The organism is Georgenia thermotolerans (genome assembly GCF_009193185.1).
GTDB classification, from domain to species: Bacteria; Actinomycetota; Actinomycetes; order Actinomycetales; family Actinomycetaceae; genus Georgenia; species Georgenia thermotolerans.
In genome coordinates this window covers 108,758-134,065 of the sequence record NZ_VUKF01000007.1, presented here as the reverse complement: position 1 = coordinate 134,065, position 25,308 = coordinate 108,758, and the positions used below count along the sequence as shown (strand labels likewise).

Here is a 25,308-nt window from a genome sequence, read left to right as displayed (position 1 = left end):
GACCCGGCGGCGGCGTGCGGGCGTGCGGCGGCGCCGGCCGTCAGACCGCCGACGCCCTCGGCGGCGTCGGTCGCCTCCGCGGCCCGCCGCCGGGCCAGGGCGGTGCGCTGCGCGCCGACGAGCCCGGGCTCGACGACGTCGCGGCGCTCGACCCCGACCGTCCGCGCCAGGCCCAGGGCCACCCAGGGCAGGGCGAGGTGGGCCAGGACGGCGCCCAGGCGCCCCTGGCCGAGGGCGATCAGCAGCGTCGGGGCGAGCGCCCAGACCAGCGCGGCCCAGGCGCGCAGGCCCACGGAGCGGGTGGCGGCGCCGGCGGCGAACCAGGCGCCGAGGCCGGCGAGCGGGACGGCGGCGAGGACGAGCGCGGCGACGAGGGCGTTGGCGTCCCCGCCCAGGGCAGCGACCGGGAGCATGAGCACCGCGAGGACCTGCAGCAGCGCGTCCGGCGGGCCGGGCTCACCGTCGCCGGCGGGGATCCACCCCGAGCGGGCGGCGTGCCAGACCTCGGTGAGCGAGGCGTCGGCGGGCAGCAGGGCGCCGCCGGTGAGGGCGCCGTCGAGCACGACGGGGAGGAAGACCACGAGCGCCACGGCGACCAGCACGGCCGAGACCACCGCGAGGGTCACCCGGCGGCGCCGGGCGAGGGCGGCGCGCTCGGTCAGCTCGAGCTCGCTGGGGGCCTGGGCCGCACGGCGGGCGGCGGCGAGCTGGCGGCGCGCGTCGCGCTTGGCGGCGCGGATCTGCTTGCCGGTGGCCTGCAGCGGGGCGAGCGAGCGGGCGGGGATGCGGCGGGTGCGGCGGGCCGCGCGGCGCGCGCGCCACAGCGCCGCGGGGCGGGCCAGCACGGCCAGCACCGCGGTGAGCTCGGGCCCGGCCAGGTGCAGCTCCTTGGTGGCCAGGCGGCCGAGGGCCCGCAGCGGGGCGAGCACGAGGAAGCCGAGCGCGAGCAGGGGCAGCAGGGCGGCGGGGACGGCGAGCAGGGCGTTGTAGACCTGCGCGCGTCGTCGGGCCTGGTAGGAGCGGCGGGTGTCCGGCGCCGGGGTCTCCCCCGGCGTCGTCGGCCCCGTCCCGCGCAGGCCGGGACCGCGCAGGCCGAGGTAGGAGGCGCGGGCGTGGTGGACGACGGCGGTGGGAACGACGACGACGCGCAGGCCGGCCAGGCGGGCCCGGCGGGAGAGGTCCAGCCCGTCGCCGAACGGGCCCAGCGCCGGGTCGGTGCCGCCGAGCCGGGTCCAGGCCTCGCGGCGCACGAGAGCGCCGGCGGTGCCGACGGCGAGGACGTCCTCGCGGTGGTCGTGCTGGCCCTGGTCGATCTCGCCGGGCTCGATGTCGGCCACGCGGCGGCCGGTGCGGGTGGTGCGCAGGCCGACCTCGAGGAGGCGGTCCGGCTCGTTCCAGTCCAGCTGCTTGGGGCCGGCGATGGCGATGGACCGGCCCGACTCCGCGGCGTGCAGGAGCTGGTCGAGGGCAGCCGGGGCGGGGGCAGAGTCGTCGTGGAGCAGCCAGAGCCACTCAGGCTGGGCCTGCCGGTCGGGCTCGAGGCCAAGGGCGCCGACGGCGCGGATCTCGCCGGTGGTGACCGGCGTCAGCTCGCCGGTCACGCCGGACCAGCCGGTGCCCGCGAGGACGCGCGAGCGGGTGCCGGTGCGGCTGAGGTCGTGGCCGCGGCGGCGGGCCTTCTCGGCGGCGCGTTCGATCAGCGCGGCGTACTCGGCCAGGCCCTGCCTGACCGCGTCGCCGAAGGTGGCGGCGTCCGGGGCGCGCACGACGCGCACCCGCGTGACGGCCTCGAGCCCGGCGTCGGCGACGGCCTCGTGGATGGGGATGCCGGTGCCGAGGTCGCGGCCGGGGGCGCCGACGTTGACGAGGAGGACGACGTCAGGGGCGTGCGTCTGGGCGGCCAGGCCGGCGAGGGTACGGGGCAGGTACGTGGAGACGCCGGCGCTGACCACCACGGCGAGCGTGGCGGGTCGGACCGGCTGGTGACGCGTGGGGAACTGCGAAGCCGCCATTGCGGGCGGGCGCCTCAGACCGCTCGGCGCTTGAGCTTGCGTCGCTCGCGTTCGGAGAGGCCACCCCAGATGCCGAACCGCTCATCGTTGGCGAGGGCGTAGTCGAGGCACTCGGAGCGCACCTCGCAGGAGGTGCACACCCGCTTGGCCTCGCGGGTCGAGCCGCCCTTCTCCGGGAAGAAGGCCTCGGGGTCCGTCTGGGCGCACAGCGCGCGGTCCTGCCAGGCGAGGACGCCCTCGTCGTCGCCGGTGAGCAGGTGCAGGACGTCACCGCCGAGCGAGGCGGGGGCCGAGACGGTCGCGGTCAGCGGACCATCACCGAGAATGTTCCACACAGGTCTTTCCCCTCGCTCGGATGACTTCACTGAGAGAATTACACGCGTGTCATCCGTCGGCGTCAAGCGGATCGGTGCTATATGGACGAAGAATTTGTGACCGAAAGCACCGTAACGGCGTGTCGCGCGGCGTGTCACTTCTCAGCATCGGCCTGACGTGCGGATATATGAGGGAATTGTCATTCCGTTATAGGTCGCCCTCCGGGTGCGGCGCACGTCGTCGCTGCGGGGGCGCCGGGTGCCGTCACGGTGGCTGCGGTGCGCTCGCCGTGGGCGCAGCGCACGTCGTCGCTCAGGTGGGTGCTTCGCACGCCGCCCCCGCGAGCGCGACCGGGCCGCGCCGATCTCCAGTCACACCCGTCCGGACAACGCCCCCACAGCTCCCCCGGCCGTTTTAGTCTTGCCGTCATGAGCCTCCCCGAGACGCTTCCCGGCCAGCTCCTCGCGACGTTCACCCGCGGCGACACCTCCAGCCCGCGCCTCACCTGGTACGGCACCGACGGCGAGCGCACCGAGCTCTCCGGGCGGGTGCTGGCCAACTGGGTCACCAAGGCGGCCAACCTCCTCGTGGAGGAGGCCGACGCGGAGCCCGGCACCACGGTCGTGCTCGACCTGCCCGTGCACTGGCGCGCCGCCGTCTGGGCGCTGGCGTCGTGGACCTGCGGCGCCCGGGTGGTGCTGCCCTCGGCCGAGGACGTCCTCGAGGACGAGGAGGGCCCCGACGTCGTCGTCACCCACCGGCCGGGCGAGGCGCCCGGGGAGGACGCCGCCGAGCTCGTGCTCGCCGTCGCCCTGCCGGCGCTGGCGATGGAGTGGGACGGCGAGGAGCTGCCCTCCGGCGTCGTCGACGCCGCCGCCGAGCTGATGAGCTTCGGTGACCACCTCGGCTACGTCAGCGAGCCGGAGGACGACGACGTCGCGCTGGTCGGCGACGAGGTCGAGGCGACCTTCGCCGACCTGCGCGGCTGGGCCGGCGGCGCCGCGGAGGACGAGCTGGACGACGTCGAGGACCTTGACGACCTGGTCGAGGACGACGACGAGGACGCGGGCCTCGGGGACGACGACCTCGACGCCCTGGACGACCTGGACGACCTCGAGGACGACGACGAGCCGACCGCGGCCCGGGTGCTGCTGTGCCCGGACACCCTCGAGGAGCTGCTCGAGCACGCGCTGGCGGTGTGGCACGCCGGCGGGTCGCTGGTGCTCGTCGAGCCCGGCACGCGGGCCGAGACGATGGACCGGATCGCCAGCGAGGAGCGGGTCCAGGAGCGCTGGTAGCGGCTCGGGGTCAGGGACGGGCCGCGAGCGCGCCGGCGGCTACCCGCACGCGGTGATCCGGTAGAGCGACACGGTGCCCGAGCGGTCCACCAGCTCGAACCCGCGGGAGGTGTCGACGTTGCGCAGGCCGAGGGTCGTGTCGGAGACCTTGTCGCCCTGCGCGTCCCCGGCCGTGTCCTGGTAGAAGTACGTGGCCCCCACCGCCCGCACGGCGTCGCACACCCGCGCGTCCTGGTGGAGCTGGTTGAAGTGCATGGCGAGGAACACGTGCGGCTCGCGCGGGTCCGGTGACCTGATGGCCGCCACCGTGAGCTGCGGGAAGACGACGTGGCGGTGGCCGATGGCGTAGGCGTAGGCGGCGCCGCCGGCCGGGTCCCCGAGCACCACCGCGTCCGGCGGGAGTGTCTGCGGCATGCGCGCGAGGACCGCCGCGTCGTCGGCGTCCAGGACCGTGCCGTAGGTGATCCTGCCCGGCACGTACGCCGACGCCACGATGCGTTCCTTGGTGCCCAGCCGCGTTCCCATCGCCAGGGACGCGACGATCGCCAGCACGACGACGCCCACCGGCACGGCCCGTCGGGCCGCCGAGGTCGAGGCGGGCAGGCGCGCGGCCCGCTCGGCCCCGGCGCGCAGCGCGGCGTCGGCCCCGAGCCCGGCCAGCAGCGACGCCGGGATGATGGCGAGCGCCGCGAGCCGGGACGGCTCGGTCCACCACGGGCCGGCCAGCCACCGCAGGAACGGCGGGGAGCCGCCGGCGATCACCCACAGCAGGAGGAAGGACGCCCAGGCGCCGGCCAGCCAGCGACCTTCCCGCCGGCGGAAGGTCAGCACCGTCCCCGCGATCACGAACCCGGCGACGGGCAGGTTCCCGACCCATGACGCGGGGTACCGACCGAAGGCCGCCTTGTCCCGCAGCGCGTTGAAGAACACCGCGGCGTGCGAGCCGAAGTAGCGCCGGTTGAAGCCGACGACGGAGCCGAACAGGCTGCTCTGGCTGAGGACGACGACGACGATCGCCAGCCCCATCGCGGCGAGCACGCCGTCGCGGACCACCTCGCGACGACGACCCGCCCGCCACCGCCGGCGCTCGTGCTGGACGGCGCCGAAGACGATCCACGGCCCGACCAGGACCACCAGGCTGAACACGCTGGTCGCGTGCGCGAGCGCGACCCCCGCCGTCGCCGCGGCGGCGGCGAGGATCAGGGAGAGACTCCGGGCACCGCCGGGGCGCAGCGCCGCCAGCACCAGCGCGGCCGCGCCGGGCAGCAGCGCCACCGAGGCGCCGTAGGGCCACTGCCCCTGCACCGTCACCGTCACGACCGGGAAGGCGATGTAGGTGGCGGCAAAGAGCGGCGCGAGCACCGAGACCCGCGGCCGGTGGGGCAGGGCAACCGTGGCGAGCGCGGTGATCCCGAGGATCCAGGGCACGACGAGGACGAGGGTCGACAGGTTGGCCGCCACCACGACCGAGCTGAGGCCCGGGGCGACCGAGACCAGCGCGTGCCAGGCGGCCGGGTAGTAGTTCGCGTCGTGCAGCGGGTACATCGGCGCGAGCCCGCCCAGGCTCGAGGCGTTGCCGGTCTCGCGCACCAGGGCGAGGGCGTTGACGTGGAAGATCCCGTCCCAGGACTGCAGCGGGGCGCTCAGGTGCCGCATGCCGAGGGCGAGGGGCAGGATGGCCAGCCCGACGGCGGCGACGACGGCGCCCGCGCGCGCGGCGGGCAGCGCGGCCGCACGCGCCGGGGGCAGCGGCCCGGCCGCGCCGGGCGTGAGGACCGAGGCGCCCGGCCGAGGAGACTCCCCGGGGCCCGCATCGGGACGGAGCTCACCGGTGGACAGGTGCGGGGCCTCGAGGCGCACCCGGCTTCCGTTGAGGGAGGACCTGTCCTTGACGAGCCACCCCAGCACAGCCGTGGCGAGCGCCGCGGCCAGGGCCGCCAGGAGCGCTGTCGGCAACGTCCAGCGGACCCCGACGTCGTCGTAGAGGACGGCCGCGACGGCGAAGACCGCCATGGTCACGCTCGGGGCCGCGGCGAGGGCGACCAGCCCACGGACGCGCAGGAGACGAAGGCAGAGCCAGCCGGGCGCGAAGGCGAGGACCGCCATCGCGGCGGCGGCAGCGGCCATCCCCCACCAAGCCATGGCTGGCACGGTACCCAGAGGGTGGTCCGCTGCGCACCGGAACGTTGGACAGCGCGAAACGGAAGCGCCGCCGGCCCGATCCTGCAACACTCCTCACGTGCCATTGACGACACCCGTTGCCAACACCTGGCTTGTCGTTCCGCTGTACAACGAGGCACCGGTCATCGGCGACGTCGTGCGCCAGGCGCGGGCGTGGTTCCCGCACGTCGTCTGCGTGGACGACGGGTCCGCGGACGACTCGGCGGCGCAGGCCGAGCAGGCGGGTGCCGTCGTCGTGCGCCACCCCATCAACCTCGGGCAGGGCGCCGCCCTGCAGACCGGCATCACCTATGTGCTCGAGCAGACCGACGCCCGATACGTCGTCACCTTCGATGCCGACGGTCAGCACCAGGTGGCCGACGTCGTGGCCATGGTGGAGCTGGCGGAGCGGGAGGACCTCGCCATCGTCCTGGGTTCGCGGTTCCTGGACCGCCGCACCAGCATGCCGGCGCTGAGGCGCCTGGTACTCAAGGCGGTGGCGCGGATGGGCAGCCGGCGCACCGGCTTACGGCTCACCGACGCACACAACGGTCTCCGGGTCATCCGCCGGGACGCGGCCGCGCAGCTCCGCCTTACCCAAAACCGTATGGCGCACGCGAGCGAGATCGTCGAGCAGCTTGCCGCCACGGGACTGCCCTGGCGAGAGCACCCGAGTCACGTGCTTTACACGGACTACTCGAGGAAGAAGGGGCAGTCGCTGCTCAACGCCGTCAACATCCTCGTCGAGCTCGTCTTCAAGTAGGTGCTCGTCTTTTTACAGGAGGGCAGATCGATGTGGATCCAGGTCCTGCTCGTTGCCGCCTTCGCCGGTCTCGCCGTGATCGGGCTTCGCGCAAGCGGCGGGGCACGGCACCAGGCGATCCGCCGCCTCCTCCTCGTCGGTTTCGTCGCTCTTGCCATGTTCTCGGTCCTCTTCCCCCAGTGGCTGTCATGGCTCGCCCACCACCTCGGCGTCGGTCGCGGGGCCGACCTCGTGCTCTACACCCTCGTGGTGGCCTTCCTGAGCTTCATCGCCACCACGTACCGGCGGCTGAACGAGCTGGAGCGAAAGCTCACCGTGCTCGCCCGCCGACTCGCTCTGGACGAGGCCCGCCGAGTCGCTTCGGATGAGGCACGCCGTCCGGGGGAACGGCCGGCAACGGAGCAACGATGAAGACCTCTCAGTCGGGCTGCGAGTCGCGGGAGGCGGGCGCCGGCGCGTAGGACCTGTCCTGTCCCGCCCTGGCGATCACCGCCGCGTGCCACACGAGTCCCACCAGCGGGCCCACCAGCAGCGCCGCGATCGCGCGTCCTGTCAGCGGCGCGGGCAGGAGAAGCACCGTCACGGCGACGCCGGTGGCGACCCACCAGCCGATCATGTAGCCGGAGTGCCGCTCGAAGGCGAGCGCGGCCGAGCCCGAGACGACCAGTGCCGCCGTCGTCCCGGCACCGGCGGTGAGAGCCGCCAGTGTCGGCCCCGGCACGTCGAACCCCTCCCCCATGAGCGCCAAGATCCTGGGACCGACGAGCCAGGCGGCACCCGCACCGAGCGCCGCCACCGCCAGCACTCCGAGGACGGGCCCCAGCAGCGCGCGGGCGCCCATCGACTGCCGCCGGACGAAGTGGACCACGATCGCGTTCTGGAACGACGTCAGCGGCACGAGCAGCGGAGCCCTGGTGAGCGTGACGGCCAGGACGAGCCCGCCGACCACCGGCGGCGCCGCATCGCGTGCGGTGACCTGGAGGAGGACGGGAAAGCCGACCACCAGGACGGCGGTCGCGGACGCGGCGACCATCGCTTGCGCGGCCCTGCGCAGCAGACCGGTGAGCGGCAGGGGCACCCGCAGCCGGAGCGCTTGCCGCGCCGAGGGGACGAGCGCAACCATGAGGAGCCAGGTCGCCGTGCCGACCACGGTGGCGACCATGAGGCCCGTCTCGGCCCGGTCCAGGAGCACTGCCGCCCCGGCCGCAGCCAGGCGCAGCCCCGCGTCGACCGCGAGGACCACCGCGTACCACCGCCATCGCGCGACGCCGGACAACGCCCCGCACAGGACGCCCTGGAGGGTGAACGAGGCGATGCCGGTCGCCAGGAGCGCCGTCCCGAGGCTGGTGTGGTCCGGGATGATCCGCGGCGCCCAGACCGGCGCGCCCGCCACCACGACGGACGCGACGAGCGCAGCGACCAGCGCCCCGGCCGCCACCGGCAGGGCCCCCTGGCCCGGCGGCAGCGGACGGCGAAGGTTGCTCACCGCTCTCGTCGTCTCGTGCATGAGGCCGTTCACCACGCCGCCTAACGCGAAGAACGCCGCCCAGAAGACGGCGAAGACGTCGTAGTCGGCCGCGCCGAGGCTGCGCGCCGCCATGACGAGGATCGCGTAGCCGGAGAGGGCCGCGAACACCGTCGCCACGGCAACGGCACGCATTCCACCCGGCACCACCGGCCCACCCCTGGGTGTGCCCGCCGTGCCTACGGCCGGCACGACGGTGGCGTCGCGAGGCCCGGGCCGAAGGGGCCCACCGGCCCGCTGGTGGTGCCCGGGCACGTCTGGCCCGCTCACCGTCGGCTCAGTCCCCAGCCGCCACCCGGTGGCAATGACGAGGCGCGGGATGCGTGCGGGGTCATTCGCTGGACGGGACCGCGGCAGCGCCGAAAGACTGGCCTCGCTCGTCGCTCACCCATACGTCCGCTCTCCCGAGGACCGTGCCGATGACGATCGACATCATGCTGCCCTACTACGGCGACGTCGCCCTGCTCAATGCCGCGGTGGAGAGCGTGCTGCGCCAGGATGACCCCGATCTCCGGCTGACCGTCGTCGACGACGGATACCCCGACCCCAGCGTCCCGGGCCAGTTCGCGCGACTCACCGAACAAGACCCGAGGGTCGTCTACCTCCGCAACGAGTCCAATCTCGGCGCGAACGCCAACTTCCGCAGGTGCGCCTCACTCGTGGAGCATCCGATCACCGTCTTCATGGGCGCCGACGACGTCATGCTCCCCGGGTACGTCCGTACGGTACGGGAGGCATTCGCGGCCCCGGGCGTGGATCTCGTCCAGCCGGGGGTCCAGGTCATCGACGAGCGGGGGTCGGTGTACGAGCCCGCCGGCGACAAGGTGAAGGGCTGGCTCCGGCGCCGGGCGGTGGGCGAGGCCACGGCCGCCACCCTGACGGGGGAGGCCGCGGCCGTCAGCCTGCTCACCGGCAACTGGCTCTACTTCCCGTCGGTCGCCTGGAGCTCCGACCGCGTCCGCCGGCACCCGTTCCGGGCCGAGTACGACGTCGTGCAGGACCTCGCGCTGGCCCTGGACATCATCGCGGACGGCGGGACGCTCCTCGTCACCGACGCGCCCTGCTTCCAGTATCGCCGCCACCGCCGGAGCGACTCGTCGGTCAGGGCCGCCGACGGCCGCCGCTTCACCGAGGAGCTCGCGTTCTTTCAGGACCGCGCGGCAGCCTTCCGTCGAAGGGGATGGAGGCGTGCCGAGCGCGCCGCCCGCCTCCATCTCACCTCGCGGATGCACGCCGCGACGCTGCTGCCGGGAGCGATCGCCCGCCGGACCTGGCCCGCAGCGATGACCCTGCTCGGGCACACGCTCCGGCCGTGAGCCCGGCCCGGGACCGAACGGCTCTCAGCGGCGGACGCCGAGCGTGTCGGTCCGGTTGCCGTCCCAGTCGCCCACCAGCACCTCGTCGCCCGGGTTGCCGTAGGCCACCACCACGTCGGCCATCCCGGAGGTCATCGAGTTGCGCAGGTGGTAGTCGATGCCCCGGCGCACACCGAAGGTGTCGGTGCGGTTGCCGTCCCAGTCCCCCACCAGCACCACGTCGCCGGGATTGCCGTACATGACCACGCGATCCGCCATCCCGGACGTCATGGAGTGACGGACGTGGAAGACGTTGCCGCGCCGCACCGCGAAGGTGTCGGTGCCGTTGCCGTCCCAGTCCCCGACGAGCACGACGTCCCCGGGATTGCCATACATCACGACGCGGTCCGCGGGGCCGGACGTCATGGAATTCCGGATGTGGAAGACATTGCCGCGGCGCACCGCGAAGGTGTCGGTGCCGTTGCCGTCCCAGTCCCCCACCAGCACCACGTCCCCGGGGTTGCCGTAGGTGATGACGCGATCCGCGGGGCCGGAGCTGTTGGAGTTGCGGATATAGAACGTGGCACCGCGCCGCACGGCCACGGTGTCGGTGCCGTTGCCGTCCCAGTCCCCCACCAGCACCTCGTCGCCCGGGTTGCCGTAGGTGAAGTGGACGTCGGCGTTGCCGGAGAACCGGTTGTTGAGGAAGAAGCCCCACGTGGCCGGGGCGGTCTGCGGCGCGGGGACAGGCGTCGGCGCGGGGACAGGCGTCGGCGCGGGGGCAGGCGCCGGCCTCGGCGTGGGGGCGGGCGCCGGCGTCGGCGCGGGGGCAGGCGCGGGCGCCGGCGGGAAGAGGTTCGGCGCCGCATAGACGAGCCGTTTGGGATCGTCCGCTCGGCCGGGCATGAGGTCCACCGGCGTAGCGGTGCCCTGGATCCGCGCCGCCACCTGGCCGGGCGTCATCGTGGGAGCGCCCTCCAGGAGCCGGGCGGCCACCCCGGCAACGTGCGGAGCGGCCATGGAGGTACCGTCCGCGAGCGCCGCGGCCGTGTCGGAGGTGAAGTAGGCGGACTCGATCCCGGTGCCGGGGGCGTACACGTCCGTGCACGACCCGAAGTCCGAGTAGGCGGCCCGCACGTCCGCCCTCGTGGAGGCGTTGACCGTGATGGCCGCGGGCACGCGCGCCGGGCTGGAGTCGCAGGCCGAGACGCCATCGTTCCCCGAGGCGACGACGACGGTGACGTTGTCCTTGATCAGCGCTTCCACGGCGGCGTCCAGAGCGGCGCTGACAGGCCCGCCGAGGCTCATCACGGCCACGGCCGGCACGCCGGACGCATGGTGCGACACGATCCACGACACGCCCGCGATGACGTCCGAGACGTCACCCGACCCTCCGCAGTCCAGCACGCGCACGGGCACGAGGCTGACGCTCTTGGCGACGCCGTACACAGTCCCGCCGAGGGTGCCCGCCACGTGGGTGCCGTGCCCGTTGCAGTCGCCGGTGCCCTGGCCGTCGCCCACGGCGTCGAACCCCGCACGCACCCGGCCCGTGAAGTCCCGGTGCGTGGCGCGGATGCCGGTATCGACGACATAAGCGGTGACGCCCCCGCCGGGGTCTTCATAGCTGTAGGTCCCGTCGAGGCCGAAACGCTGGTCGATGCGGTCCAGCCCCCAGGACGCTCCCGCCTGCTGGGCGGTGGTCGTGATGTCACCGACGGTACGGAACCCCGGGACGCCGTCGGGGCCGGCCGCCGGTTCGGGCACGGACACGGCCACGTCCGGCTCGGCCCACCGGACCTGGGGCGACCGGGCGAGCTCCGCGGCGACCGCCTCGGCCTCGTCCGCGCTCATGGCCTCGCCAAGCTCGACCGTGTGGAGGCCGAGGCCCAGCGGCTCGCCGGTCTGCAAGTCCGTGTCCGGCACGGCATCGGCGCCTGTCGGCACACCGGGCGCGGCCGTCGGGGGGACCCCGGGCTCGTACGCGACGATCAGCTCCTCGACGTCGCCGCCGACCTCGTCCTTCGCCGCCGCGGAGGAGCCGGCGAGAACCAGGACGGCCGCGCCGCATACCGCACCGAGACGGCGCGCGACGCGTGAGATACCAGAACCACGCATCATGATGGTTTCTCCCATCCGATCAGCGCATCAGCAGGGGCCCGGACTACGCCGGCGCGAGGACGGTCCGTCCGTGGCGCGACGCCAGCGTAGACCCAGATCGGACGGGTGTCGTCCAATGAAGGCCGGCCCGGTGCGCACCCGCATCGGGGTGCGGTGCGATGCCAGGGCCGCGAGGTCAGGGAACGTCTGCCTGGACGAGCGTGCCGACACCGCGCACGGTGAGCCGTCCCTCGTCCGCCCGGACGAAGACGGCGTCGCCACGGGCGAGCGTGAGCAGCTCGGCGCCGGTCGCCACGCTGATCACCCCGTCCAGGCACAGCAGCACCCGGGGCCCGCGCCCTGGAAGCGGGTGGCCGGCGTCGTCGGCGCCGTCGGAGAGGTGCGTCACGGAAAGCTCGAAGTCGTCCACGGGCGCGTAGTAGACGCGCGTGGCGCCATGGAAGATCTCCGGCGCCGGACGGATGGGCGGAGCGGCGACGTAGTCGACGCACTCGAGCATCTCCGCGACGTCGACGTGCTTGGTGGTGAGCCCGGCCCGGAGCACGTTGTCGGAGGACGCCATGACCTCGACCCCCAGGCCCGAGAGGTAGGCGTGCACGCCGCCGGCCGGGACGAACAACGCCTCGCCGGGCTGGAGGGTCACCGGGTTGAGCAGCAACGATGCCACCACCCCAGGGTCACCGGGATAGGCCTCCGCCAGCATGACGACGGTGTGGTCGGCGCGCGGCGACGGCGACCCGTCGCGCAGGCGCCCCGCGCACGACCGGGCCACGGCCTGGACCTCCTCGGCGGACGGCCGGGTCCTCTCGTCGAGCAGGGAGGTGAAGACGGTGCGCACGCCGGCCGCGGTGGGATCCTGCCGCAGCACCGCCCGCAGGTCCCTGGCCAGGGGCGCGGAGAGGTTCGCGAACAGCTCGGCGGCGCGGCGCGGCGCCCGGAAGCCGCACACCGCCTCGAACGTCGTCAGCGCATAGACGAGCTCGGGCTTGTGGTTCGGGTCGCGGTAGTTTCGTTCGGGCGCGTCCCGGGGGATCCCGGCGGCATCCTCTGCCCGGAAGCGCTCCTGGGCTCGCTCGAGACTGGGGTGTACCTGCAACGAAAGCGGGCGGGCCGGCGCGATGAGCTTGAGGAGGTACGGCAGACGCGGCCCGAAGCGGGAGACCACGTCCTCTCCGAGCGTGCCGGCGGCGTCCGCGGCGATCATGGACCGGAGGTCGCTCGCCACGCCGTCACCGCGTCCGACCACGTGGGCAGGGCCCGCCGGGTGCGCGCCGAACCACATCTCGGCGACCGGCTCGCCGGTGGCGGGCTCGTCGAGCAGTGCCGGGATGGCTTCGGTCGAGCCCCACGCGTAGTCACGCCCCACACCCCGAAGCCTCTGCACCGCCGTCCCTCCATTATCGTCGTAACGCCACCGTAACGCCGAGGAAGGGTGACACTGGACAGATGCGCGGAATCATTCTCGCGGGAGGATCCGGTACCCGGCTGCACCCGATCACCCAAGGCGTCAGCAAGCAGCTCGTCCCCGTGTATGACAAGCCGATGGTCTACTACCCGCTGAGCACCCTGATGCTCGCCGGTATCCGGGACGTCCTGGTCATCACCACCCCCCACGACGCCGCGTCCTTCCGCCGGCTCCTGGGCGACGGCTCGCAGTTCGGCATCTCCCTCTCCTACCAGGTGCAGGAGAGCCCCAACGGGCTGGCGCAGGCCTTCGTCCTCGGCGCCGACTTCATCGGGACGGACCGGGCGGCCCTCGTTCTCGGGGACAACATCTTCTACGGGCCCGGGATGGGCCAGACCCTCCGTCGCTTCCACGACATCGACGGCGGCGCCGTCTTCGCCTACCACGTCGCCGACCCCACGGCATACGGGGTGGTGGAGTTCGACGAGCAGTTCCGCGCAGTGTCGCTCGAGGAGAAGCCCGTCCGACCCAAGAGCTCCTACGCCGTACCGGGGCTGTACTTCTACGACAACGACGTGGTGGAGATCGCGCGGAACCTGCAGCCGTCGGCCCGGGGCGAGTACGAGATCACCGACGTCAACCGCGCCTATCTCGACCAGGGCCGCCTGAAGGTCGAGGTGCTTCCCCGTGGCACCGCCTGGCTGGACACCGGCACGTTCGACTCCCTGGCCGACGCGACCGCGTTCGTCCGGACCGTCGAGGCGCGACAGGGCCTGAAGATCGGGTGCCCGGAAGAGGTCGCGTGGCGGCGCGGGTTCCTCACCGACGAGGAGCTGCGCCGTCGGGCCGAGCCGCTCCGGAAGTCCGGGTACGGCGAGTACCTGCTCGGCCTGCTGGCGGAGTAGCGCGGGACGCCTCCGGGCCGCCCGGCGGGTCGCCTGCGCCCGCCGGGGCCAAACGGATATCGTCCGTAACCTCGCCGCGGGGGCGCCTCGTGGCGGGGCCCGTGTCCGCCTGGGGCCACGGGAGGCCCCGAGGAGCAGGCATGTCCCCGAGAAGTCGATCCTGGCCCTACCTGGCCGCGGCCCTGCTGGCCCCGGCCCTCGCGCTCGCCGGCCCCGCGGCCACCGGGGCGACGCCGCGCGCCGGGAGCCTCAGCGGCCCGCTCGATCGTGACGGGTACGCGCTGACCTCGCACTACGGGCCACGGTGCATCCCCACGGTCCTCGCCTCCACCTTCCACAAGGGGGTCGACCTGGGCGCCTCCGAGGGGAGCCCCATCGTCTCGGTGGCGCCGGGCACGGTGGTCCGGACCCGCCCGGACGCCGTCGCCGGCCAGTGGATCCTCATCGAGCACACCATCGACGGGCGCCGGGTCTACAGCAGCTACTCCCACGTCCGTGACGCCGACGCCTTCGTCCGCGAGGGCTGGCACGTGAATGCCGGCCAGAAGATCGCGGAGGTCTCGTCGACCGGTGTGTCGACGGCGCCGCACCTTCACCTCGAGATCTGGCTGGACACCCCCGACGGCCGCAACACCGTCGAGCCCGTCGGCTGGTTCCGTGGCCGGGGCATCGACCTGGCCGCGGCCGCCACGCGGGCGATGCCCTGGGCGCCGCCCGCCTCCTGCACGTACTACGCGGTCGGGTCGACGCCGATCCGGTCCGCCCCGTCGGCCTCGTCCCCCGTGGTGGCCACCGTGGGGAACCACACGCCCATGTCGTCCACGCCGGGAGCGAAGACCGGGGACTTCATCGCCGTCAGTGCGGCGGGTGTCTCCGGCTGGGCGCCGGCGGGCAACGTCTCGCCCGAGCGCCTCGGCGTGCCGGAGGGCACCGTCACGCGGACGACGACGCTGCGGGGCGGCCCGGGTGCGGGCACCCGGGCGCTCGCCACGCTAGCCCCGGGCACCGCGCTGGACCGGGTCGTCTCGTTCCAGGACGACTGGTACCAGGTGCACACCTCGGGCCGGGCCGGCTGGGTGCACGGGCGGGACTTCCGCATGGAGGAGGGCGTGAGCCAGGGTGTGGAGTCCGGGTTCTTCGTCGCCAACTCCTTCCGGTCGACGGCCACGCGCATCTTCGACTTCGGGGAGTACTACGACCGGTTCCTGGCCGGGGACTGGGACGGCGACGGGACCGACACCTTCGCCGTCCGCCGCGGGAACGCCTTCCACATCCGCAACTCCCTGACCACCGGCGGGGCGGACCGCCTCGTGCAGTACGGCAACCCCGGCGACGAGCTCTACGTCGGGGACTGGGATGGCGACGGCATCGACACCTTCGCCGTCCGCCGCGGCAACCAGTTCCACATCAAGAACAGCGTCACCAGCGGCTACGCGGACCGGGTCATCACCTACGGTGATCCCGGCGACGACATCCTCGTGGGCGACTGGGACGGCGACGGCACCGATACCTTCGCCGTGCGCCGCGGCAACCGGTTCCACGTCAAGAACACCCTGACCTCCGGCTACGCGGACCTGGCCTTCTCCTATGGCAACCCTGGTGACGAGGTGCTCGTCGGTGACTGGGACGGGAACGGCACGGACACGCTGGGGGTTCAGCGGTCCATCTGGTTCCACCTGCGGAACTCCCTGACCAGCGGCGTGGCGGACGTCGCGTTCGGTTACGGGAACCCCGGCGACGAGACGTTCGTCGGCGACTGGGACGGCGACGGCACCGACACCTTCACGCTGTACCGGATGTGACCGCTCAGCGGCCGAGGACGGCCGACGCCGCGACCTCCCAGCGCTCGTCCCATCGGCCGATGGGGGCGACGCCGGCTGCCAGGAGGGCGCCGTGGCCCAGGACGGAGTACGCGGGACGCGGGGCCGGCCGGCTGAACTCCGCGGACGTCGTCGGCCGGACCATGTCGGGGTCCTTGCCCAGCGCCGCCATCACGCTGCGTGTGAAGCCGTGCCAGGAGGTGCTGCCGGACGAGGTCGCGTGGTAGGTCCCGCTGGGTGCCGAGGCCGCGACGAGCCGGACGATGAGGTCCGCCACGTCGGCGGTCCAAGTGGGCTGGCCGACCTGGTCGTCGACCACCCGCAGCTCATCCCGGTCGGCCGCGAGCCGGGCCATCGTCCTGGGGAAGCACGACCCGTGCTCGCCGTACAGCCACGCCGTCCGCACGACCAGGTGGTCGGCGAGGCCGGCGCGCACGGCCCACTCCCCCGCGGCCTTCGTCCGGCCGTAGGCGGACCGCGGCCGCAGCGGCGCGTCCTCCTCGTACGGCCGGTCGGCCGCGCCGTCGAACACGTAGTCGGTGGAGACGTGCACCAGCCGCGCCGCGGCGGCTCCGCAGGCACGCGCGAGCAGCTGGGGGCCCACCGCGTTGACCGCGAAGGCCTGCCCCTCGTCGGATTCCGCCGCGTCGACGGCGGTGTAGGCCGCACAGTTGACCACCACGTCGGAGCCGGCGACGGCGTCGTCCACGGCGGCCGGGTCGGTGACGTCGACCTCCGCGCTGCCGACCGCGCGCACCTCCTGCCCGGCGAGCCTCGCGACCACGTCGCGGCCGAGCATGCCGGTGCCGCCCACGACCAGCCACCGGGTCATGAGGCCACCTCGCTGGGGTTGGTCGGCGCGACGCGCCTTTGCAGGGGTCGGAACGCGTGGCTCAGGAGCGCCTTCGTCGTCGCCGTCTCCCGCGCCACGAGGGCGGAGGGCAGCAGCGTGAGGGCGTGGGCGCGGGAGGTGAGGTGCAACCGCGCCGCGCGCTCGGCCCTGCGCCACCCGCGCCGCCGGAAGAGGGCGGCCGCGAGCGTGAAGTACTCCCGCTCCCCGGTGAACTTCGCGGCCCCGAGCAGCTTGGCGGACGAGGCGCTGCTCGTGTGGCGGCGGTAGGCGAAGCAGACGGTGGGCTCGTACAGGAGGGTGCCGCCGGCGAGCACGATGTCGATCTCGAGCGCCAGGTCCTGGATGACGGCCAGCCCGGCACGGAACGGCACCGCCTGGAGCGTCTCGCGCCGGAAGGCCAGCGAGGGCCAGTACAGCCAGTCGCCGTGCAGCAGCGAGGCCGCCAGGCGCTCGCCCGAGAGCAGCATGCGACCATCCCCACGTGGCCTGACGACGTGCTGCTTCACCCAGTCCGCCAGCGTGGAGGAGTCGGCGCCGGTCTCGTCGATGACGCGCACGCCCGGCTGGATGATGTCGGCCTGCGGATACGCCTCGTGCGCCGCGGCGATCGTGGAGACATAATTGGGGAGCAGCACGTCGTCGTACCCCATGATCACGACGCGGTCCGCGGTGGCGAGCTCGGCGCAGCGGGCGAAGTTCCCTGTGATCCCAAGATTCGTCTCGTTGCGCACGTACCTGACCCGGTCGTCCCCCAGGGCCGCGACCCGCTCTCCCACCGTCGTGTCGGGATAGCAGTCGTCGACGACCGTGAGACGCCAGTCACCGCTGTCCTGGCGCCGGACGCTCTCGACGGCCAGCAGGAGGACCTCCGGATCGCCGTAGAAGGGCACGAATATGTCCAGAACCACCGGAGACCTCAGTCCTCTCGCCCAGGGAACAGCAGGCAGGCGCCCGCACCTGGTGCCCCACAGTAACGAGCGTGCGAGACCCGGGGGTGCACCGCCACGGTGGCCCGGCCGGGCGCCGGCGGGCGCGCCGTCACGCGCGGCTACTATCGAGGTCCCCGACCTGGAGTGCTGATGACTGATCCTGCCGCGCCGCCGGCGACCGACCGCCGCGTCGGCCGTGCCGGGGGTGCCGGGGTCGCGGCCGCCGCGGCGATCGCCGCACTGGCCGGGCTGGCCGTCCAGGTCCTGGCGGCCCGTCACCTCACCCCCGCGCAGAACGCCGACTTCCTCGCCTTCTGGTCCCTCCTCTTTGCCGGGTACGCGCTCGCCACGGGGTTGCAGAACGAGACCACCCGGGCGGTGCGGGCGGCGATCGTCGCTCCGTCCGATGGACGGCGGCGGCCCCGGGTCATGCTCATCGCCGTCGCCGTCGGCCTCCTCGGTGCCCTCGTCATGGCGCTCGTGGCGGGCGTGGGCGGGGAGCGGATCCTCCACGCCGACGCGGGCGCAGCCGTGGCGCTGCTGGCGGCCGGGATGCTCGGCGCGGCCGGACAGGGCGGCACGACGGGAAGCCTGGCCGGGCGCGGCAGCTGGCGCCTGTTCGCCCTCTTCTCGGCTGCGGAGCCCCTCGTCCGCCTCCTCCTCGTGGCCGCCGCGGTCCTGCTGGGGGCGGGGCTCCTCGGCCTGGAGGCGGCCACCGCGGCGGCCGGCGTGACCTGGCTCGTGCTGACCCTCGCCCTCGCGCCGGCGCGTCCGGTGTGGCGGCTGCGCGCCGATGCCGACACCGGGCGCTACGTCGCCCGGTTGCTCGGGGCCATGGCAGGTGCGGGCGCCAACGGCATCCTCATGGTGGGATTTCCCACCCTCGTCAAGCTCACGACCGAGCCCCTCGTCTACGCCGGCGCCGCTCCGCTCATCCTGGCCGTCTCCATGACGCGCGCGCCGCTGCTCATCCCGCTCAACGCCTTCCAGGGGGTGGTCATCACCCAGGTGGTGGAGGCACCCCGCCGGACGACCCGGACGCTGGTCAAGGCGGCCGGTCTCATCCTGGCCGTCGCCGCAGCCGGCGCGGCGCTCGCCGCGGCCGTCGGGCCGGCGCTCATGGAGCTCGTCTTCGGTGGCGGTTATCGCGTGGCCGGCCAGGTCCTCGCCAGCCTGACCCTCGCCGCCGGCGTGCTCGCCGTGCTCGTGCTCGCCGGTGCCGTCGCCCTGGCCCTGCGACGTCACGTCGCCTACGTCCTGGGGTGGTCCGTGGCCGTCGTGGTCTCTCTCGCCATGCTGCTGCTGCCGCTCGGGCTGGAGACTCGGGTCGTCGTCAGCCTGGTCGTCGGCCCGGTCTGCGGCATCGCCGTGCACGCCGCCGCCATCCGCAGGGCCGTTCGCAGGACCGTCTAGACTCCCCCCGTGCCCACCTCGACGAACCTCAGGACCTCGATCGCATGACCGCGCCGAGGACGAGCGTCGTCATCCCGCTGTACAACGCCGCCGGAACGATCTCCGACGCCATCGGCAGCGTGCTGGAACAGACGGACCAGGACTTCGAGATCGTCGTCGTCGACGACGGCTCCTCCGACGGCTCCGCCGCCGCGGTCGCGGCGATCGACGACCCGCGGGTGCGGCTGGTGCAGCACGAGCGCAACCGCGGCGTGGCCGCCGCCCGGAACACGGCGATCGCGGCGGCGCGTGCCCCGTGGATCGCCTTCCTCGACGCCGACGACACCGTCGAGCCCACCTTCCTGGCGGCGGTCGGCGGCGCCATGACCGACGGGGTCGACGTCGTGGTCTGCGGCCACGCGATGGTCCACCCCGACGGCAGCCGGGTCCCCGTCTCCCCCGGCACGCCGGGGCGGTTCGAGCGCCGGGAGGCCACCGTCCGCGCCATGCAGGACCGGATCTCCGGGCTGGCGGGCGGCACCGTCGTGTCCCGGGAGGTCGCGCGCCGTGTCCCCTTCCCGGAGGGGCTGCGCCGCTACGAGGACCTGGCGACGACCGTGGCCTACCACTCCTACGGCCGAGCCAGCCGGGTGATCTCCGAGCCGCTGTACCTCTATCGCGTGAACGACCTGTCGGCCACATGGGGCCGTCCGGCGTCGCCGGAGGAGGTCGAGCGCGCGATGGCGCACGTCGCCGAGACGCTCAACCCGGAGGTGGACGGCCCGGAGGTGCGGTCCGCCATGCGCTGCCTGTGCGTGCTCTCGATGCTCGTGTGCGCGCAGAGCTCGATGACGGCGCCCCGGGTCTCGACCGTGGACACGGCGGCGGTCCGCCGGTGCGCCCGGCACCTGCGGGTGCCGGACCTCCTCGCGACCGTCCGCGCCCGTCCGGACTACGCCGCGGCCGGGCTGCTCCTCAAGGCGGCCCCGTCGCTCTACCGTTCGGTCTACCGCCGGTACGCCCGACGTCGATACGCCCTGTGACCCGGCCGCCACTGCCGTCAACCCGTAGGAAGAACCCCCCGCACATGCCGTCCGCACCCGACCTGCTCGTCATCGTGCCCGCCTGGAACGAGGAGATCCCGCTCCCCGGCGTCGTCACCGAGCTCCTGCAGAAGGTCCCGGGCGCAGACATCCTCGTGGTCGACGACGGCTCGACCGATGCGACTGCCGCCGTCGCCGCGGCGGCGGGGGCGAAGGTCCTGCAGCTGCCGCTGAACCTCGGGGTCGGAGGCGCCATGCGCGCCGGCTACGTCTATGCCGACCGGAAGGGTTACAGCCGCACGGTGCAGGTCGACGCCGACGGCCAGCACGACCCGGCGGAGATCCCGCTCCTCCTGGAGGCCCTGGAGACCGAGGGCGCCGACGTCGTGATCGGTGCGAGGTTCGCCGGCGTGGGCACCTACGAGGCGCGTGGACCTCGCCGGTGGAGCATGAAGTTCCTCGCCGCGGTGCTCAGCCGGGTCACCCGCACGCGGCTGACCGACACCACCTCCGGCTTCAAGGCCTGCTCGCGTCGGGCCATCAAGCTCTTCTCGCAGGACTACCCCGCCGAGTACCTCGGCGACACCGTGGAGGCGCTCGTCATCGCCGCGCGGCACGGGCTCGCGGTGCGCCAGGTGCCGGTAGCGATGCGGCCCCGCGCGGGCGGGACGCCCTCGCACTCCCCGCTCAAGGCCGGGATCTTCCTCATGCGCGCTCTCATGGCGCTGGCCGTGGCGCTGACCCGGCCCAGCCAGGAAAGGTCAGACGTCTCGTGACCCTCTACCAGCTGCTGCCGGTCCTCGCCGCCCTGCTGTTCGCCGGCTACCTCCTGCACCTCCTCAGGGCGCGGCGCATCCGGGAGAAGTACGTAACCCTGTGGTTCGCTCTGGGCGCCGTCGTCCTCGTGCTGAGCGTCCTACCCAAGATCGCCTTCCGGGTCGCCGACCTGCTCGGGTTCCAGGCACCGTCGAACATGCTGCTCGCCTGCGCCGTCCTCGTGCTGCTTCTCGTCAGCGTGCACCTGAGCACCGCGATGTCGTCCGTGGAGGAACAGCGCCGCACCATCGCCGAGGAAGTGGCCATCGCACGCCTGGAGATCGAGGAGCTCCGCGCCGCCATCGCGGGGGACACCGACCGCGCCACCGTCGCGCCGGACACCGACCGCGCCACCGTCGCGCCGGACACCGACCGCGCCTCCATCGTCCCGGACACCGATCGCGCGACCATGGCGCCGGACACCGATGCCGCCCGCGACGGGGACGCCACGACCTGAGCGCTGACGGCCGGAGCCGCGGGCGCAACCGAACCGAAGCGAGGAGCGATACCCATGGACTTTCGAGAGCTGGCGGTCCCCGGCGCGTGGGAGATCACCCCGCGCCAGCACGGCGACGCCCGGGGCGTGTTCCTGGAGTGGTTCACGCAGTCCGCGTTCGAGGACGCGGTCGGGCACCCGTTCGAGCCCAAGCAGGCCAACTGCTCCGTGTCCGCGGCCGGGGTGGTTCGCGGCATCCACTTCGCCGACGTGCCGCCCTCCCAGGCGAAGTACGTCACCTGCCCGACGGGGGCGGTGCTCGACGTCGTCGTGGACATCCGCGTGGGCTCTCCGACGTTCGGGACCTGGGACGCGGTCCTCCTCGACGACGTCGACCGGCGCGCGGTCTACCTGTCCGAGGGCCTCGGCCACGCCTTCTGCGCCCTCGAGGACGGCTCGACCGTGATGTACCTGTGCTCGGAGCCGTACGCCCCTACCCGCGAGCACGGGGTGCACCCGCTGTCGGAGGAGCTGGCGATCACCTGGCCGACCACCGACCGGCGCGGCCGGCCGCTCACCCTCCAGCTCTCCGACAAGGACGCAGCGGCCCCCTCCCTCCGGGACGCGGCGGCCCAGGGGCTCCTCCCGGCCTACGCGGAGGCGACGGGCTTCACCGCCGCGCTGCGCCGCGGCTGACGCCGCCCCCTTCCCGCCGGGACGATGCCCGGCCGCTCTCCGGAGCGGCCGGGCACCTCTCTCAGCGGACGACCCCGAGCGTGGTGGTGCGGTTGCCGTCCCAGTCCCCGACGATGGTGCGGTCACCGGCGTTGCCGTAGTCGACGACGACGTCCGCGATGCCCGACGTCAGCGAGTTCCGGATGTGGTAGCGGATGCCGCGGCGGACGGCGAAGGTGTCGGTGCCCTTCCCGTCCCAGTCCCCCACGAGGATGACGTCGCCCGGGTTGCCGTAGTAGAACGCCCGGTCCGCGTACCCCGATGTCAGGGTGTTGCGGATGTGGAACTGGTTGCCGCGGCGGACGGCGAAGGTGTCGGTGCCGTTCCCGTCCCAGTCCCCCACGAGGATCTCATCGCCCGGGTTGCCGTAGTAGATCACCCGGTCCGCCTGGCCGCTGGTCATGGAGTTGCGGATGTGGAACTGGTTGCCGCGACGGACGGCGAAGGTGTCGGTGCCGTTCCCGTCCCAGTCGCCGATGTAGATCTCGTCGCCGGGGTTGCCGTAGTAGATGGTGCGGGTGGCCGCGCGGTCCTTGTTCTCGTCGGTCACGATGAAGCGGTTGCCCTCGCGAGCGGCCAGGGTGTCCCTGCCGTCGCCGTTCCAGTCGCCGACGAGGATCTGCGCACCGCGCGCACCGAACCGGAAGTCAACGTCGGAGTACCCGCTGAACTTGTTGTTGAGGTAGATCTTCTGGCCCATGAGGTTGTCCACCGCGGATGTGAGCGACCCCAGCCGACCGTAGATGTCGTTGCCCGGGCACGTCGTCGAACCGACGTCGCGGTGACCGAAGATCCTCGGCAGGTTTCGTCCTGCCGGGGTGGCGGCGGTCCCCGGAGAGGTGATTCCGCTCGCGGTGCGCACGTCGATGCCGGCGTCGGAGAATCGCCAGGCGATGACCGCGGCCATGCGATCGAGGATGACCTGTGGGGCGTTCACCTTGGTGTAGTCGCCGATCGCGGAGATGCCGAGCGTGCCGGTGTTGAAGTTCTTGGCATGTGCCCCGACGGTCATCGTGCCGGCCGGCGCGCCGAGGGACCCTGTCCGCCCCTCGAAGACCTGACCGTACTTGTCGACCAGGAAGTTGTACCCGATGTCGCCCCAGTCGTTTCCCTTGGCGTGGTAGTAGTAGATGCCGCGGACGATGCCCGGCGATTCTTTCGCCGTATAGTTGTTGCTTCCTGCGGTGTGGTGGACGACCGCGGCCTTGAGCGCGGCTCGGGTGGGTGTCCAGGTCATGAGCGCGGGGTCCGCGCCCCAGCCGGCACGGCTGATGATGGTCGGCCTGGCTGCCGCCGCGGCCTGCACACCGCCGGTGAGAGCGGCGGGGACCACCGTCGTCGCCGCGTCGGCGGCCGCGGCAACGGACGTCGGCATCGCCGTCGGCGCAGAGCTCGCCGGAGCCGGTCCCGCGCTGTCGAGAGCGACATCGGCGACGGCGAACCCGCCGGCGGGGCCCCCGAGCAGCGCGAACGTCGTATCGTCGGCGAACGCCACCGGGTCGGCCACGTCCGACGGCGCGTCCTCCTCCGGCAGGTAGGTGACGTCGTCGCCCTCCTCTGTCACGACCTCGTCCGACTCCGTCGGGTTGCTCGGCATGAGGCTGAGCTGCAGGTTGTCCGGCAGGGAGCCCTCCGGGCCGCTCACCTGCACCTGGACGGCCGTGGCCCCACCGGTCACGTAGGGGTCCGTGCCCGCGGTGCCCGTGCTTTCGTCCAGGGCCGCCTCGACGTCGAGCTCGGTCCACTCCAGCCACTCGCCGTCCTGCCTGGCACGCAGGAACACCTGGAAGCCGCCCTCGGAGGAGTCGCGGTCCCAGGTGACGCCGGCGACGTAGAACTCCTGCGTCTCCATCGGAGGCGTAAGAAGGAGGACGTCGGCCGCCTCGGCCTCCGTCGACGAGGTCGCGGCGGGGATGACGACGGGCACGCCCGCGGACATCGGACCGCCGTGCCCTGCCGCAGCGCCCACGACCGGGCTGGTGGCCGCGGGGTCGGAAGTGGGCGACTCGGCGCCGGGCGCGGTCGGCAGGTCCGCCCCCGTCCCGGCCGTGTCGTCCAGCCGCTCGAGACCGTCGCGGGCGATCTTCGTGAGCTGGCTCGTTCCGCCGGTCAGGCCGACCACCGTGACGGCTGACGGGGCCGGCGTCGACTCCTCCGCGTCGGCCTGTGCGGGCGCGCCCACGAGGCTCACGCCTACCAGGGAGGAAATGACCAGAGAAATGCCAAAGGTGTGCGGTGCCATGCGCGTTGCTCATTCCATGCGGTTGTCGGTGGGGGAAGTGCACCGATCGGGACGGCCCCCCGGCGTCCGATACGAACGTACCCTGGTGACTCGGAAATGGTCGGCAATAAGGGCAAGACCGGTGCGGCAATTCGCGCGTACCGCGCCGCCAACGTGGCACGGCCGCGCCTGCCTCAGCGCAGTGATTACGCTGGGTGTGCATCTGTAGATCCCGCCGCCGCGAGGCGGCCAGAACGAGGGAGAGTCCGTGCGGCTGCTCGTCACCGGCGGTGCCGGTTTCATCGGCGCGAACTTCGTCCACCAGACCGTCGAGGAGCGCCCCGGGACCGACGTCACCGTGCTCGACAAGCTCACCTACGCGGGCAGCGCCGGATCGCTCGGCGACATCCCGAACGTGCGCCTGATCGAGGGCGACGTCGCCGACCCTGATGTGGTGGACCCGCTCGTGGCCGAGGCCGATGTCGTGGTCCACTTCGCCGCGGAGTCCCACAACGACAACTCGCTGCTCGATCCCTCCCCGTTCGTCCACACCAACCTCATCGGCACCTTCACCCTGCTCGAGGCCGTGCGCCGGCACGGCACCCGCCTCCACCACATCTCCACCGATGAGGTGTACGGCGACCTCGAGCTCGACGACCCGGCGCGGTTCACCGAGCGCACGCCGTACAACCCCTCCAGCCCGTACTCGTCGACCAAGGCCGGCTCGGACCTCCTGGTTCGCGCGTGGGTGCGCTCCTTCGGGCTGGCGGCCACGATCTCGAACTGCTCGAACAACTACGGCCCCTTCCAGCACGTCGAGAAATTCATCCCCCGCCAGATCACCAACCTCCTGGACGGCGTCCGGCCCCGCCTTTACGGCGCCGGCCGCAACGTCAGGGACTGGATCCACGTGCGCGACCACAACCGCGCGGTCTGGACGATCATCGACAAGGGCCGCATCGGCGAGACCTACCTCATCGGCGCCGACGGGGAGAAGAGCAACCGGGAGGTCGTGGAGCTGATCCTCGAGCTCATGGGGTGCGACCGCCACGACTACGACAACGTCGCCGACCGCGCCGGCCACGATCTTCGTTACGCGATCGACAGCACGCGGCTGCGCACCGAGCTCGGGTGGGAGCCCACGTTCGCCGACTTCGAGGCCGGCCTCGCCGACACCATCGCCTGGTACCGCGATCACGAGGAGTGGTGGCGTCCGCAGAAGGCGGCGGCGGAGGCGAAGTACGCCGCGGCGGGACAGTAGTCCGCA

At 73.1% G+C, this 25,308-nt stretch carries 21 protein-coding genes; 12 read left to right on the top strand and 9 right to left on the bottom strand.

Annotated features, from left to right (window positions below):
* Together GD970_RS05195 and GD970_RS05190 are read right to left on the bottom strand one after the other, a co-directional pair.
* Positions 1-2,012: glycosyltransferase (locus GD970_RS05195; protein WP_152201629.1), on the bottom strand; the 2,012-nt coding region annotated here is incomplete at its 3' end.
* Between the two features lie 14 nt (positions 2,013-2,026).
* Positions 2,027-2,275 carry a WhiB family transcriptional regulator gene (locus GD970_RS05190; protein ID WP_193314885.1) on the bottom strand — a complete coding sequence of 83 codons (249 nt, stop codon included), beginning with the start codon at positions 2,273-2,275 and terminating at the stop codon, positions 2,027-2,029.
* Between the two features lie 480 nt (positions 2,276-2,755).
* Here GD970_RS05190 and GD970_RS21490 point away from each other — a divergent pair, with 480 nt between their 5' ends.
* On the top strand, positions 2,756-3,625 hold the full coding sequence (locus GD970_RS21490) for a TIGR03089 family protein (protein WP_193314884.1): 870 nt from the start codon (positions 2,756-2,758) through the stop codon (positions 3,623-3,625).
* Positions 3,626-3,664: 39 nt separating this feature from the next.
* Here the strand turns inward: GD970_RS21490 and GD970_RS05180 are convergent, their stop codons facing one another.
* Complete coding sequence (locus tag GD970_RS05180) at positions 3,665-5,767, bottom strand: DUF6541 family protein (protein ID WP_152201625.1); 2,103 nt, start codon at positions 5,765-5,767, stop codon at positions 3,665-3,667.
* A gap of 97 nt (positions 5,768-5,864) precedes the next feature.
* On the opposite strand from GD970_RS05180, the gene GD970_RS05175 reads away from it, so the two are divergent.
* Complete coding sequence (locus GD970_RS05175; protein ID WP_226925174.1) at positions 5,865-6,548, top strand: glycosyltransferase family 2 protein; 684 nt, start codon at positions 5,865-5,867, stop codon at positions 6,546-6,548.
* 30 nt (positions 6,549-6,578) lie between these two features.
* Positions 6,579-6,959 carry a DUF2304 domain-containing protein gene (locus GD970_RS05170; protein WP_152201620.1) on the top strand — a complete coding sequence of 127 codons (381 nt, stop codon included), beginning with the start codon at positions 6,579-6,581 and terminating at the stop codon, positions 6,957-6,959.
* Positions 6,960-6,966: 7 nt separating this feature from the next.
* On the opposite strand, the gene GD970_RS05165 is transcribed toward GD970_RS05170, so the two are convergent.
* Positions 6,967-8,208, bottom strand: a complete 1,242-nt coding sequence (locus tag GD970_RS05165; RefSeq protein WP_152201617.1) for a polysaccharide biosynthesis protein — start codon at positions 8,206-8,208, stop codon at positions 6,967-6,969.
* A 284-nt stretch (positions 8,209-8,492) separates the two neighbouring features.
* Between GD970_RS05165 and GD970_RS05160 the strand changes: the two genes are divergently transcribed.
* On the top strand, positions 8,493-9,389 hold the full coding sequence (locus tag GD970_RS05160; RefSeq protein WP_152201615.1) for a glycosyltransferase family 2 protein: 897 nt from the start codon (positions 8,493-8,495) through the stop codon (positions 9,387-9,389).
* 24 nt (positions 9,390-9,413) lie between these two features.
* On the opposite strand, the gene GD970_RS22055 is transcribed toward GD970_RS05160, so the two are convergent.
* Entirely contained in the window at positions 9,414-11,501 is a 2,088-nt protein-coding gene (locus tag GD970_RS22055; protein ID WP_211489778.1) for a S8 family peptidase, read from the bottom strand.
* 160 nt (positions 11,502-11,661) lie between these two features.
* The gene (gene manA, locus GD970_RS05150) at positions 11,662-12,870 is read right to left on the bottom strand and encodes a mannose-6-phosphate isomerase, class I (RefSeq protein ID WP_152201612.1); all 1,209 of its coding nucleotides are present in this window, start codon (positions 12,868-12,870) and stop codon (positions 11,662-11,664) included.
* A gap of 62 nt (positions 12,871-12,932) precedes the next feature.
* On the opposite strand from manA, the gene rfbA reads away from it, so the two are divergent.
* Entirely contained in the window at positions 12,933-13,796 is an 864-nt protein-coding gene (gene rfbA, locus GD970_RS05145; RefSeq protein WP_152201610.1) for a glucose-1-phosphate thymidylyltransferase RfbA, read from the top strand.
* 140 nt (positions 13,797-13,936) lie between these two features.
* Positions 13,937-15,598: a M23 family metallopeptidase gene (locus GD970_RS05140; protein ID WP_152201607.1), complete on the top strand. Its 1,662-nt coding sequence runs from the start codon at positions 13,937-13,939 to the stop codon at positions 15,596-15,598.
* A 4-nt stretch (positions 15,599-15,602) separates the two neighbouring features.
* Here GD970_RS05140 and rfbD read toward each other — a convergent pair whose 3' ends face one another.
* Together rfbD and GD970_RS05130 are read right to left on the bottom strand one after the other, a co-directional pair.
* Positions 15,603-16,448: a dTDP-4-dehydrorhamnose reductase gene (gene rfbD, locus GD970_RS05135; protein WP_152201605.1), complete on the bottom strand. Its 846-nt coding sequence runs from the start codon at positions 16,446-16,448 to the stop codon at positions 15,603-15,605.
* On the bottom strand, positions 16,445-17,377 hold the full coding sequence (locus GD970_RS05130) for a glycosyltransferase family 2 protein (protein ID WP_152201603.1): 933 nt from the start codon (positions 17,375-17,377) through the stop codon (positions 16,445-16,447). The genes rfbD and GD970_RS05130 overlap by 4 nt, the downstream gene beginning before the upstream one ends.
* A gap of 171 nt (positions 17,378-17,548) precedes the next feature.
* Here GD970_RS05130 and GD970_RS05125 point away from each other — a divergent pair, with 171 nt between their 5' ends.
* From GD970_RS05125 to GD970_RS05105, 5 genes are read left to right on the top strand one after another with little or no spacing between them, the layout of a single operon-like run.
* Positions 17,549-18,811: a hypothetical protein gene (locus GD970_RS05125; protein ID WP_152201600.1), complete on the top strand. Its 1,263-nt coding sequence runs from the start codon at positions 17,549-17,551 to the stop codon at positions 18,809-18,811.
* Between the two features lie 44 nt (positions 18,812-18,855).
* Positions 18,856-19,833: a glycosyltransferase family 2 protein gene (locus GD970_RS22050; RefSeq protein WP_211489777.1), complete on the top strand. Its 978-nt coding sequence runs from the start codon at positions 18,856-18,858 to the stop codon at positions 19,831-19,833.
* Between the two features lie 44 nt (positions 19,834-19,877).
* Positions 19,878-20,609, top strand: a complete 732-nt coding sequence (locus GD970_RS05115; protein ID WP_152201598.1) for a glycosyltransferase family 2 protein — start codon at positions 19,878-19,880, stop codon at positions 20,607-20,609.
* Positions 20,606-21,106: a DUF2304 domain-containing protein gene (locus tag GD970_RS05110; RefSeq protein WP_152201596.1), complete on the top strand. Its 501-nt coding sequence runs from the start codon at positions 20,606-20,608 to the stop codon at positions 21,104-21,106. Before GD970_RS05115 ends, GD970_RS05110 begins: the two co-directional genes overlap by 4 nt.
* 54 nt (positions 21,107-21,160) lie before the next feature.
* The gene (locus tag GD970_RS05105) at positions 21,161-21,781 is read left to right on the top strand and encodes a dTDP-4-dehydrorhamnose 3,5-epimerase family protein (RefSeq protein WP_152201594.1); all 621 of its coding nucleotides are present in this window, start codon (positions 21,161-21,163) and stop codon (positions 21,779-21,781) included.
* A gap of 61 nt (positions 21,782-21,842) precedes the next feature.
* On the opposite strand, the gene GD970_RS05100 is transcribed toward GD970_RS05105, so the two are convergent.
* Positions 21,843-24,011, bottom strand: a complete 2,169-nt coding sequence (locus GD970_RS05100) for an N-acetylmuramoyl-L-alanine amidase (RefSeq protein ID WP_152201591.1) — start codon at positions 24,009-24,011, stop codon at positions 21,843-21,845.
* Between the two features lie 298 nt (positions 24,012-24,309).
* Here GD970_RS05100 and rfbB point away from each other — a divergent pair, with 298 nt between their 5' ends.
* Positions 24,310-25,302, top strand: coding sequence for a dTDP-glucose 4,6-dehydratase (rfbB, locus tag GD970_RS05095; RefSeq protein ID WP_152201589.1), 993 nt, complete (start codon positions 24,310-24,312; stop codon positions 25,300-25,302).
* The last annotated feature ends 6 nt before the right edge of the window (positions 25,303-25,308 follow it).